This is a genomic window from Paenibacillus sp. GYB006 (genome assembly GCF_036577645.1).
GTDB lineage: Bacteria > Bacillota > Bacilli > Paenibacillales > Paenibacillaceae > Paenibacillus.
This window is the reverse complement of the sequence record NZ_JARBDA010000001.1, coordinates 1033666-1045609: the sequence shown is the minus strand read 5'-3', so window position 1 is coordinate 1045609 and position 11944 is coordinate 1033666. Positions and strand designations below refer to the sequence as shown.

Here is an 11944-nt window from a genome sequence, read left to right as displayed (position 1 = left end):
GCTATGTATGAGATCCTGTTTGAAATAAAAGACGTTTGCCAATAACGGGTGCCTCTTTATCTGTTGTAGAGAACGTTTTTTGTAATCGAACATAACTTCCTTCTCGAAGCCCGGTTTCAGACAGCAGCTTCGTATCCGGCAACACAAACCAATGGGAACCTGGAAATTTAGCTTCTACTATATATTGAACATGATCTTGTGGAGGCTCATTAAAAATTCGAACAGCCAGCACTGATTTCACATATTGAATGGTGCTTTCATCCGGAACTTCTAAGTCAAGCCACTCTGTCCCCTGTCTGCCTTGTACCACTGTGAGAATCATTCCATTCACACCCTTTTTGACTATGTCCATCGTCCTAAATCATATTTCACCTGTATTTACGACTAAGCTCATCCTATAATCTATCATATTTTCTTACAGAAGATACTTAATTGCAATGTTATGATTTCATTTTTAAAGCTAAATACCTAGTTTCAACACGGGAATCTATTACTATTGACTTACTTATTTCCAATTTTTATTTTTAAAAAGAACATTTATCGACATGTTTTTTAAATGTTCTACAATGGAAATCATTAGTTGCTCACAACCAAATTGTGAACACTTTGCAAACATTGGTGTTCTTTATGTTTACATAAGCTTATTTTAAGGTAATTTTAAGCAACGGAATATAGTATTAGCAATATGAAATAACTCTAGTAATCTAGTTGAGGTGATTTCAATGAGAACATTAATCTTTTTTCAAGACAAAAAAATCCCGGTTTACTTTAACACAGAAAACAAACAACCTGTTCAAAAGACATTAAAACTTCTTAGCAGTGCTTTAGAAACAAAGATTAACCACGGTAAACGTGCATTACAGAAATGTTTAAATACGCTGATTAGTATCGAGATTATTGGTAGTGAGGCTATTTTGCACAGCATCAGTGAGAATGACACACTCGCACTATCCCTTTATTAAGGGGTGGTGCTTTTCTCTGTAGAGAGTTGCCCAAAGAAAAGAGGACCTCTCCGATTAGAAGTCCTCAGGCAGCACCTTTTCATTAACATACATAATGATATGCAAATACTGATTTACGCCGACTCATCAGCTCCTCCATTTGTTCTGCCATCTCAATTCGAATCATAAACAGCTCTAAAAGATGCTCTTTCGTATGTTCTTCTTCGCAGCTATTTAATTTCCTTATTATAAAACGGTCTATGGAGTTGGACATACGTGACAGCCTCCTTCTTCATTTGGTATATCCCAAGTGACTGCAAGATACGTGATGTTCCAGTACATCAGAATTACCCATATATTTACATAGTTGAAACAATTACTCTACGTTTTGCTTTATTTTTATTTCTGTGTTGTTAAACGATCCAGATGATCCCATCCAAAAGCAATTTCCCCGAGTTTTACACTGCCGATCTCTATCTCTTCGCGGCCTGTAAGGACTCCTCCAAGTTTTTCATAGAAAGACCGATAGCGATTGTCCTCTAGAGCCCACAAATAGGTGGATTTATACCCTTGATCTGTTAGAAAACTTGTGATTGAAGACATGAGTAGTTCTCCGATGCCCTGTCTTTGATATTCTTCGAGCAAATAGATAGCATAGATTTCACTATCAAAAGGCATACTTTCCAGTCGATTGAGTCCTCCACTCACAAAGCCTACAATCTGACCAGCCTCGTTTTCAGCAACAAATATTTTACTCCCTTCGTTTCCTCCATCTAGCTGCTTTTCCCATAGTAAAGTGCGTTTTGCAACAGATAAGTTATCTAGATACGAATCTGGAACGATTCCTTTATACGTTGTTCTCCAACTGTTCACATGAACTTCAGCAATTTGAACAGCATCTGATTGTATAGCTGAGCGGATTCTCATCTTCTTCTTTCCTTCCTGATCTTAATGGGTATTTATGTAACCAAAACGAATTAATGTACGAATTTCTCCGCGATTTTCAAGAAATCTTGCTTACTGAGCTTACTTTTCTTCGTGTCATGTATATGATAATAAGCCCCTGACGTTTCATCGATCCATTTGATCACTTGATGGGGGTTGTCCCCTTCGTACTTCAAGTAAAGAATCTCTTTTCCATTGACTAGACCTTTTTCGGTAGTCATCCCTGCTTCTTGCTGTACCTCTTGTTTAACTCCATCCGTAAAAGAAGCCAGGACCGTTACATAATCCTCTATATTTTTCCCCTTCCTATAATGTAAGTAAATTGATCTTAGCTGTTCAGATTCCAGTGTCTCTATGAATAATTTTTTGTCTGTTTGATCCGCTTTCGCTTCCTCGATCAAAGCAGTTTGAATCTGTAAATACCTCTCATTCGGAGTACCGTCCGTATTGTATAATTTTGGCATATCTAAATAAATTCCGCCAGAATTAAATGAGTACCCCCCCGCAATTGAACTTGGAATATGAGTTATTGGAGAGTTCAACTTCTCCGCTTCTAGCTCTAAAGTAGGCAGAGTATAATATTCGATCTGATTTCCTTGAAAACCGAGCAATCCCCTGTCAGGATTAACTTCACTTATCAAATGGTTAATCGTATCGTCCTTTATGTAATAAGCAATATGTTGACCCGGAAGAACGGAGCGTAATGCTTGACTCTCGTATGGAGAAGATAACTTATGCAATTGTTCTACTTTATCATTTCGATCCCAGGGAGCCATCGTCTCAAGCAGTATTTTTCCATCCTTTGCACGAAGCTGTAAAAACTCAGTTGCAGCATAAGCGGTAAAGGACAGGAAAATAACGATCAGGAAAGCACCAAAAGTAGATAAGATGGCTCTCGATGCTCTCTGCCTAGGAATTGTGAATTTTGTTCTTGAGCGGTTGGTAGAGACTGCGCCTTCGCTGATTTGATTCATAACCTGAGAACGCACATCAATCTTATAATCTATTCTTTTTTCGTAGGTTCTCAGCTTCTTTTCCAAATGGTCTGCGCGACTTTCCATTCAATTTCCCCCTCACTTTCCTCTATCCATTTCTTAAGCTTCTGTCTTGATCGACTATATTTCTTCTTCACTGATTCCATTGACTTGTTCACAATAGCAGAAATCTCATTAAAACTCTTTTCTTCAAAAATATGCAGAATGACGATGTTCCTTTCATCTGCCGATAGTTTATGAAGTGCCTTTTCGAGCGGTTCGCTGAATATCCATTTTTCAAGTTCCTGCTCAGGACTGTCCGTGAGATTTTTCTCGCTTCTAAACAAAGGTGCGATCCGGTGTAGAAAACGAACCCTTCTGATGACATTCAAACAGTGATGGTAGGCAACCGTGTATAACCAAGACTGAAAATGTGCCTCATCACGATAGTCCTTCAGATTTTGATATGCTTTCATTAAAATCTCTTGAACAGCATCCTCCGCATCTTCCCGGTTTCCGAGTAATCGCCAACAATACATAAATATTCTCTGTTGATATATTTCAACAATAGATAGATAGGCCTCGCTATCTCCTTCTCGTACTCGGTTAATTGCACGAAGTACTTGATTGTCTGCAGTTTGTTCATGGTATTCATCCATATTCCCCCTCCTCTCAATCTCTACTATTTTCACTCTATAAAGTTAGAACACATGAGCACCCAAAAAAGGGACAATTTCAAATAAAGAAAAGTCCGGTCTAATCCCACAGCGTGACTCTAGGGAATAAGATCATTCCGAGATCATTGCGACTTTTGGCTTTGGCTGGACCCCTACTTCTTCGATCTACTTACGTCCAGACAAAACAAGCGGAGCATGAGCACGGAAGGAACGTTTCCCGTCACACTACAGTTACGCTGAGCACGATATCCCCGTTTTCCTACGCTTCCCGACAACGTGACTCCAGAGAATAAGATCATTCCGAGATCATTGCGACTTTTGGCTTTGGCTGGACCGTTACTTCTTCGAGTTTACTTACGTCCAGACAAAACAAGCGGAGCATGAGCACGGAAGGAACGTTTCCCCACGCACAACAGTAACGCTGAGCACGATATCCCCGTTTTCCTACGCCTCCCTACAACGTGACTTCAGGGAATAAGATCATTCCGAGATCATTGCGACTTTTGGCTTTGGCTGGACCCTTACTTCTTCGAGTCTACTTACGTCCAGACAAAACAAGTGGAGCATGAGCACGGAAGGACCGTTTCCCGACACTACTACAGTAACGCTGAGCACGGAAGGAACGTCTCCCAACACATATAAAACCACAATTCTCTGCACTACTTTTAAAAGGGAATATATGTATAAAAAGAGTTGCATGAGGATATATAATTGAATATAATGCAACTACCGTATATATACAATATTTAGAAAGGCGGATACATATTTCGCTTTCCAGCAAACATTGAGGAGGAAAGGAATAATGAAACATGTCTCTATTAAAGGCGTTATTTTTGTCGTATTAGTCGTTCTTTTAAAGGCGTTTCAGGATGCGATACCAAAAATTAACGATCCAACAACGAATATAATCGTATTTTTATTATTTGTAATATTCATTAGTGTATATGGATTATCTAAAGTTAGAAAAAGCAGTTCTGTAAAAACAAAGAAGAGGGATTAACATGCAAATAATTCTTGCTAATAGTTCGAAAGAGCCGATTTATGAACAAATCATGAATCAAATTAAATCGTCTATTTTATCAGGTGATTTAAAGGATGGGGCTGCGTTACCTTCGATGCGCCAACTCGCAAAGGATTTACACATTAGTGTGATCACAACAAAACGCGCCTACGAGGAATTGGAAAAGGCAGGCTTTATATATTCCATTGTCGGCAAAGGTTCTTTTGTCGCTGAACAAAATTTAGAAGTTATTCGAGAACGCAAGCTTACGGCGATCGAGGATCAGCTGAGTGCAGTCATCATGAATAGTAAAGAAATTGGACTATCTCTAGATGAATTACAACAATTATTGAAGATTTTATATGAGGAGTGAAATGTGTGGAAAATACCGTTGAATTAACAAATGTCTCGAAAAATTTTAAAGGTTTTTCCGTTAAAAATATGAATTTGCAGGTGAAACAAGGCTTTGTAACGGGCTTTATCGGCGCAAATGGTGCCGGTAAGTCGACAACGATCAAAATGATCATGAATTTATTAAAACCAGATGATGGGGAAGTTAAGATTTTTGGGTTAGACTACAAGGCACATGAGAAGGCCATCAAGGAGCGCATTGGATTTGTATACGATGGCAATGTGTTTTTTGAAGGGCTGAACTTAAAAGATATCAAGCGCATTGTTGGTCCTGCTTATAAAAACTGGGATGATACCTTGTTTTATCAATATGTAGAGCAATTCAATTTACCACTTAATAAAGCGATAAAGACTTTTTCCAAGGGGATGCAAATGAAGGCATCATTGGCGATTGCTCTGTCCCATCATGCAGAGCTAATCATAATGGACGAACCAACAGCAGGCTTAGACCCTATTTTCAGACGAGAACTGCTGGATCTTTTACAAGAAATAATGATAGATAGTAGTCGTACTCTTTTCTTTTCAACGCATATTACCACAGATTTAGATCGTATCGCAGATTATATTACGTTTATACATAACGGAGAATTGGTATTTAATAAATCCATTATTGATATTGCTGAAAATTATGCGCTTGTGAAAGGCGGCATGGATTTGTTAGATCGAGACACGGAAAAAGCCTTTGTCCATGTGCATTCTGCCCCAACTGGATTTGAGGCATTAACGGATAACATTAAAGCAGTGAAAAACATATTTGGGGATTCGGTTGTCATAGAAAGAGCATCTTTGGAAGACATCATGTATTACATGAAAGGAAGTAAAAGCTATGTTTAATTTAATTAGACGTGATGCCATCCTACAGAAAAGACAGTTATTCGTTTTTATGCCTTTTATCTTATTTTTTATCGTAATGAACTCAGATCCAGCGTTAATTTTTCTAGTTGCAAGTATCTTTATCCCCTTTAACGCATATGCCTACGATGAGAAAGCAGAGACGAATATTTTGCTAAATTCTTTGCCGTATACACGTAAGCAAATTATTGCATCCCGCTATCTAGGTGCGATTGTTTATATGAGCTTATCCATTGGAGTTACAAGTATAGCTTTATTTATCTTAGATAAGCCTTTTACGATTACTGATGTTGCAATTGGTAGTAGCTTATTCTTAGCTTTTGTGGCGCTAACATTCCCTTTATTTTATATATTCAGAGGCAGTATCACAGCAGTTGTTCTCATTACATTTATTGTCTTAACAGGCGCCGCGCCGCCTCTTGTAACGTTTTTAGCTGAACAATTACCAACCATTACCGACTTTATCGTCAGCTTATCTACCCCAGCTTTGTATATGGGAGTGGCAAGTGTGATCGTGCTCCTTTACGCGGTCTCATGGAGCATTACAACGGTCATTTACCAACGAAAAGCGTTCTAAATGCATAAGTAGATTTCCGTATTTGTACTTTAATTGTGTATGCTTCTCAAGATTATCATTTACTAGTCTGCCTCCCCTCTTTCTTCTATGACTCGCTGTTTACCCCAGGGAAACAGCGACGTCCTTTACCCCTCCCTCTCGTGGAGAGGAAGCTTTACCCATTTCAACCCCACAACGTGACTCTAGGGAATAAGATCATTCCGAGATCATTGCGACTTTTCGCTTTGACTGGACCCCACTTCTCCGAATCTACTTACGTCCAGACAAAACAAGCGGAGCATGAGCGCGGAAGAAACGTTTCCCGACGCACAACAGTAACACTGAGCATGGGTTATCTGTCCTTAGCTCCATTGCCATTTACCCACTATCTTCTTATTCACATAACAAATAAAAGGCAGCTATTTACTAGCCTGCCTCCCCTCTTTCTTCTACGACTCGCTGTTTACCCCAGGGAAACAGCGACGTCCTTTACCCCTCCCTCACGTGGAGAGGAAGCTTTGCGCTGCTTTACCCTACAACGTTACTTTAGGGAATAAGATCATTCCGAGATCATAGCGACTTTTGGCTTTGGCTGGACCCTTACTTCTTCGAATCTACATACGTCCAGACAAAACAAGTGGAGCATGAGCACGGAAGGACCGTTTCCCGTCACACTACAGTTACGCTGAGCACGGAAGGAACGTTTCCCGTCACCACTACAGAAACATTAAGCACAGAATAACCACTTACGCGTTAGCAACTGATTAAGAAAACATCAAGGACGAATCGTAACTCTAGTGCCCACCGTTACCTTACTAGCAAGATCAAGTACATCTTCGTTATACATGCGGATGCATCCATGAGATACATTATGACCAATTGATGAGGGGTTATTGGTCCCATGAATACCATAATGTGCTTTCGATAAACCAAGCCAATATGCCCCAAATGGGCCGCCAGGATTCGCTTGTCTATTCACAATTGTAAAATCACCTACGGGCGTTTGTGTAACCATCGCTCCAATTGCTACTGGATACCCCTTCACAACAACATCATTATCTAGCAGATAAAGCATATGATCACTTTGGTCCACAATGATACGATAATTTGGCATGTGCAACTCCTCCTGCCCTATCGTATGCATCTCTTTATTTTGAGGCTCCTAAATCCTCTTCTACTTCAGTGCGCCACTCACCTCTTTTTTTACGCCGTGGAGCATTTTTTGTGAATTTACTATTCCTTTTAGCAGCTTCCGCTTCTTTCCGCTGTTGATAAGCAATCTCACGCTGCATTTTGTGATAATTCGTTAACCGACTTGCATCCACCGTTCCTGTTTCTATTGCTTCTCTTACAGCACAGCCTTTTTCTCTCCCATGCTGACAGTCATCGAAATAGCAATGTTTGGCCCATTGTTCTATATCATCAAATGTGCGTGCTATCCCGTCACCATCATCCCAGATCGACAATTCCCTCATACCAGGTGTATCGATGATAACTCCGCCATCCGGTAATAGGAATAATTCGCGATGCGTTGTCGTGTGTCTTCCTCTGCTGTCATCTTCACGCACCTCTTGTGTGATTTGTTCCTCCTGACCTGTAAGCCAATTAATAATCGTAGATTTACCAGAACCAGATGATCCGATAAGCGCTACCGTCTGTCCATGACAGGCATATTGATCAAGAAGATCTTTACCTATGCCAAGTTTTGCAGATACCGCAATCACGGGGACGCCGGGCGCAATTTCTTCTGTCTCTGCAAGCCTAAATGCTACAGCATCATTTAAATCACTTTTACTAAGCACAATAACGGGATTTGCCCCGCTGTTCCAGGCTAGAATTAGGTATCTTTCTAACCGTCTTACATTGTAGTCTTTATTTAGTGCACACACGATGAATAAGGTGTTCACATTCGTAGCAATAATTTGTTCTTTTGTCTCATTTCCAGCAGCCTGTCTAGCAATGATACTGCTTCGTTCCAAAACCGCATGCACCTTCACATCATCTTGTGCTCCATGAGAAGTAATCACAATAAAATCGCCGACACCGGGTTTCATTCCACCTGCCTCTTGCCTTTGTCTAAATTTACCGGTAAGAGATGCAAACCGGCTTCCTTCCGCTGTAATAACACCAAACTTCTGACCATAATCCGCAATGATACGTGCCGGTTCATAAGTTGCGGTAATTGCTTCTTCTTCCGCGCTCATCAATTCAATCGTTTTTATCCACTTCTTGTTCCACTCTTCTGCCCAGCCCCACTGTTCTAATCGGTTCTTATTCAAAGATAACCCTCCATTTTCACTTTTTTCGTTCTTACGTCATTTTCCACCTCCCCAAACAGACACAAAAAACCGCAGGAAATAACATCCTGCGGTTCTACATTCTTTTCATTTCTATAATCCATGACAAAGAGAACATAAATAGCCGTTCCCCTCTATCATTGTAATATAGCAATAAAAAAAGCATCCACAGGATATTCCCCCTGCGGATGCTGAAGCAGTTTACAAATGAAGTATTACGTATACAACGTACTACTCTTTAGTAAACTGTGGTCCGTTTGGGAGACGATGTGTACAAGCAACTAACAAAATCATCATATGGTTACTCATAGGTATCGCCTCCTTCATCATTTTTCCACATATTACCTGAAATATGTTTTCGTGTCAAATTTTATTTTACTTGGTCCCACCGAGTCCACATTTCAACCGGATTCACTTCATAGACCCCATCTTCCCGGTACATAAACTGGTGCATAATAAATTCCCGACGCAAAGTCGCAAAATCTTCATGATATGTCTTAATGAATTCATTAATTTCTTTCTCTTCATATTTTTTTCCTTGATCAAGCTGCTCCACCATATGCTGAAGCACAATCAATTTTTTCTTATACTGGGCAGGAATCGATCTAAGCTTACCGTCTTTACTGAAAAAATTACGCATTACCGAATCCTTTAACTTCTGGCTCTGATCCATTTCTTCCATTTCAATCTCTCCTTTAAAAATAAAGTGTAAGGATGCTTCGGCATGCTGCTGAATGAAGTAAGGATATAAGCTGAAATATACTGTATTCTTATCTCGCCGTTCTTTAATAAGGCCTGCTCCTCTTAACTTCGCTGCGTGATGTGTAACGGTAGGCTGTGACAAGTTAAGTCGCTTCGCAAGCTGTTGCCCGTTCATTTCCCCATGAGATAAGAGCAGTAACATACGCATTCTTGTCGGGTCAGCCAGTGCCTTGTGGTAATTCACAATTTTATCGAGCTGCATTAAATATCCCTCCTTTGCTATTTAGAAAATTATCTAATTAGATGTTAGTATAATCCCAATTTATTGTCAATTCATATTCCTGACACCTGTTTACTGGCAATCAAATGATGAATACGATAGGATAATAATACCTATGTTTATCCATGAAGTATGGAGAGATAATGATTAAAGGAGGAAATTTGCTTTATGAAAAAAGATGTAATTATTATTGGAGGAGGCCCCTGCGGTCTTTCTGCTGCTATTGAATGTAAAAAGCTTGGCCTATCCGCACACATCATTGAAAAATACAATGTCGTTCAGTCAATCTACCTCTATCCAACAAATATGCAATTCTTCAGTACCGCAGAGTTACTTGAAATTGGGAATGTACCCTTCAGTTCGCCTAATGACAAACCCTATCGTTATGAAGCACTTGCCTATTACCGTAAAGTTGCTTCGCATTATGATTTAGAAATGTCTTTGTATGAAGAAGCTTATGCCATTGAACCTTCTGCTGAGGGAGGTTTTCTTGTTAAAACGAAGAATCGGAAAGATGAAACCGCAATCTATGAGGCACAACATGTGGTTGTTGCCACTGGATATTTTGATCATCCTAATTACCTCGGTATTCCGGGTGAAGAAATGGATAAAGTAACTCATTATTTCCGGGAAGCTCATCCTTATGCACGCACAAAAGTTACGATTATTGGGGGCAGCAATTCAGCCGTTGATGCCGCTCTTGAACTTGCCCGAGTCGATGCAGATATTGACATGGTCTACCGTGGAAACAGTATCTCCGAGCATATCAAACCATGGGTGCGTCCTATTTTTGAAGGGATGGTAGCTAAAGGGAAAATAAAACTGCATCTTTCTTCACGAGTCACCGAAATTCATGAAAATCACGTGGTGGTTACTCCAAATGAAGGCGTTCCTTTCGAGCTTGCCAATGATTTTGTACTCGCCATGACAGGCTTCCGTCCAGATCGCAAGTTACTCACCTCTATAGGGGTTACCATGTCTGAAGATATGGACAAGCCTCTCTTTAACCCGGAAACAATGGAGAGCAGTGTTCCTGGAATTTACATAGCGGGCGTTATTGCTTCGGGACGGAATGCCAATGAAGTATTTATCGAGTCTGGAAGATGGCATGGTAAGCTCATCGCGGAACATATTAAATCCAAAGCTGCCGATGCGGTTAAGGAAGGATGAAAACAATGGATGTCACTTCCCTTTTGCTGTTAGCCTTTGCAGCTCTCGGGATTATCAGCAGTAATACCCCCATTACAATTGCCGTGGTTGTTCTCCTGCTTATCCGGGTAACCGGTATGCAGCAAGCTTTTCCGTGGCTTGAGAAGTACGGTCTGACCATTGGTATTATCATACTTACGATTGGCGTCATGGCTCCTCTGGCCAGTGGGAAGATCAGCCTGGATACGCTAGGCTCTTCTTTTCTGAACTGGAAGTCACTTCTTGCCATTGCTATTGGTATGCTAGTAGCCTACCTTGGTGGACGCGGCGCCAGCCTGATGAGTGGACAACCTACCGTCGTGGCTGGACTGCTTATCGGAACCGTTCTTGGTGTCGCTCTGTTTAAAGGCGTCCCTGTTGGTCCGCTCATTGCTGCGGGGATCTTATCCTTACTGATTGGTAAATCCTAATTCTGCACTATTAGACCATCTCTTTTATCCAAAGAGATGGTCTTTTGTATGCTCCCCGTTGTTAAGCTATATAGCTAAAGTGATATATGGTATACTCATAACAATTGACAAAAACAAGAAAAATACATCGCAGCAGCAGGAGGATTACCCCAATGCCACGAACACTGGTTACGGAAGCCGTGATGATCGCAATATATGGTCAGTTACTGGCGCCATCAGCGCCTGTTGAATATCTGTTACCTTATACCACGGTGGTGGAATTATACGAATTACAAACGAGCCTCGATCCGCTTATGGAATCAAAACACGAGGATCAGCATGTAAAGAAAAAAATAAGTCAGATGCTTCAATACTTTGAAGAACCGCTCAATCAGAAAAAAATACGGAGAGCCCTTCAGATCCCTTGGGCGCTAAGCTCACCAATACTGCTCAGTGATCTGGTTTCAATACGTATCGTGAACGCACTCGATACCGCAGTGTTAGGTGAGTTATTTGATCCAATCGAGACAGAATTGCTTCTTACCTCTCAGCGTTTTAAGACCCCGCTTCTGACAGATCAAGTCGAATGGATTTCACGAATCCTTGAAGCAAAGGTTCCTGTTCAAATTTATGATATTGATGATTTTGAATATGCTGTCGAAAATAACGACTTTACGGAATCATGACTTTTTTTATTGGTATACAGCATAA

The 11944-nt window shown here is 40.5% G+C and carries 16 protein-coding genes; 8 read left to right on the top strand and 8 right to left on the bottom strand.

Annotated features, from left to right (window positions below; genetic code table 11):
* Position 1 precedes the first annotated feature (1 nt).
* On the bottom strand, positions 2–322 hold the full coding sequence (locus PV403_RS05050; protein ID WP_191798668.1) for a hypothetical protein: 321 nt from the start codon (positions 320–322) through the stop codon (positions 2–4).
* Between the two features lie 400 nt (positions 323–722).
* Here PV403_RS05050 and PV403_RS05045 point away from each other — a divergent pair, with 400 nt between their 5' ends.
* Positions 723–962: a hypothetical protein gene (locus PV403_RS05045; RefSeq protein WP_191798524.1), complete on the top strand. Its 240-nt coding sequence runs from the start codon at positions 723–725 to the stop codon at positions 960–962.
* An 82-nt stretch (positions 963–1044) separates the two neighbouring features.
* On the opposite strand, the gene PV403_RS05040 is transcribed toward PV403_RS05045, so the two are convergent.
* From PV403_RS05040 to PV403_RS05025, 4 genes are all read right to left on the bottom strand, one after another.
* Positions 1045–1215, bottom strand: a complete 171-nt coding sequence (locus tag PV403_RS05040; RefSeq protein WP_213532654.1) for a hypothetical protein — start codon at positions 1213–1215, stop codon at positions 1045–1047.
* A gap of 125 nt (positions 1216–1340) precedes the next feature.
* Positions 1341–1868: a GNAT family N-acetyltransferase gene (locus tag PV403_RS05035; protein WP_213532653.1), complete on the bottom strand. Its 528-nt coding sequence runs from the start codon at positions 1866–1868 to the stop codon at positions 1341–1343.
* A 50-nt stretch (positions 1869–1918) separates the two neighbouring features.
* Positions 1919–2947, bottom strand: coding sequence for a DUF4367 domain-containing protein (locus tag PV403_RS05030; RefSeq protein WP_332083738.1), 1029 nt, complete (start codon positions 2945–2947; stop codon positions 1919–1921).
* Positions 2911–3519: an RNA polymerase sigma factor gene (locus PV403_RS05025; RefSeq protein WP_332083737.1), complete on the bottom strand. Its 609-nt coding sequence runs from the start codon at positions 3517–3519 to the stop codon at positions 2911–2913. The genes PV403_RS05030 and PV403_RS05025 overlap by 37 nt, the downstream gene beginning before the upstream one ends.
* Positions 3520–4339: 820 nt before the next feature.
* Between PV403_RS05025 and PV403_RS05020 the strand changes: the two genes are divergently transcribed.
* Genes PV403_RS05020 through PV403_RS05005 form a run of 4 tightly spaced genes read left to right on the top strand, consistent with a single transcriptional unit; the run spans position 4340 to position 6377 of the window.
* A complete protein-coding gene (locus tag PV403_RS05020; RefSeq protein ID WP_213532649.1) occupies positions 4340–4537 on the top strand; it encodes a hypothetical protein in 198 nt (65 codons plus the stop codon).
* Position 4538: 1 nt separating this feature from the next.
* A complete protein-coding gene (locus PV403_RS05015) occupies positions 4539–4910 on the top strand; it encodes a GntR family transcriptional regulator (RefSeq protein ID WP_213532648.1) in 372 nt (123 codons plus the stop codon).
* A gap of 5 nt (positions 4911–4915) precedes the next feature.
* Complete coding sequence (locus PV403_RS05010; protein ID WP_213532647.1) at positions 4916–5782, top strand: ABC transporter ATP-binding protein; 867 nt, start codon at positions 4916–4918, stop codon at positions 5780–5782.
* Positions 5775–6377 (top strand): ABC-2 transporter permease, encoded by a 603-nt coding sequence (locus tag PV403_RS05005; protein WP_332083736.1) that lies wholly within the window; start codon positions 5775–5777, stop codon positions 6375–6377. The genes PV403_RS05010 and PV403_RS05005 overlap by 8 nt, the downstream gene beginning before the upstream one ends.
* A 754-nt stretch (positions 6378–7131) precedes the next feature.
* Here the strand turns inward: PV403_RS05005 and PV403_RS05000 are convergent.
* The 3 genes from PV403_RS05000 to PV403_RS04990 all read right to left on the bottom strand — a co-directional run bounded on the left by PV403_RS05000 (position 7132) and on the right by PV403_RS04990 (position 9617).
* Positions 7132–7470 carry a L,D-transpeptidase gene (locus PV403_RS05000; RefSeq protein WP_213532645.1) on the bottom strand — a complete coding sequence of 113 codons (339 nt, stop codon included), beginning with the start codon at positions 7468–7470 and terminating at the stop codon, positions 7132–7134.
* A 34-nt stretch (positions 7471–7504) separates the two neighbouring features.
* Positions 7505–8635 carry a ribosome small subunit-dependent GTPase A gene (gene rsgA, locus PV403_RS04995; RefSeq protein ID WP_249717202.1) on the bottom strand — a complete coding sequence of 377 codons (1131 nt, stop codon included), beginning with the start codon at positions 8633–8635 and terminating at the stop codon, positions 7505–7507.
* A gap of 388 nt (positions 8636–9023) precedes the next feature.
* Positions 9024–9617, bottom strand: coding sequence for a DUF2087 domain-containing protein (locus PV403_RS04990; protein ID WP_213532644.1), 594 nt, complete (start codon positions 9615–9617; stop codon positions 9024–9026).
* Positions 9618–9803: 186 nt separating this feature from the next.
* On the opposite strand from PV403_RS04990, the gene PV403_RS04985 reads away from it, so the two are divergent.
* The 3 genes from PV403_RS04985 to PV403_RS04975 all read left to right on the top strand — a co-directional run bounded on the left by PV403_RS04985 (position 9804) and on the right by PV403_RS04975 (position 11919).
* A complete protein-coding gene (locus PV403_RS04985; protein ID WP_213532643.1) occupies positions 9804–10805 on the top strand; it encodes a YpdA family putative bacillithiol disulfide reductase in 1002 nt (333 codons plus the stop codon).
* 5 nt (positions 10806–10810) lie between these two features.
* Positions 10811–11254 (top strand): DUF441 domain-containing protein, encoded by a 444-nt coding sequence (locus PV403_RS04980; RefSeq protein ID WP_213532731.1) that lies wholly within the window; start codon positions 10811–10813, stop codon positions 11252–11254.
* Between the two features lie 152 nt (positions 11255–11406).
* Entirely contained in the window at positions 11407–11919 is a 513-nt protein-coding gene (locus tag PV403_RS04975) for an ADP-heptose synthase (protein ID WP_213532642.1), read from the top strand.
* Positions 11920–11944 lie beyond the last annotated feature (25 nt).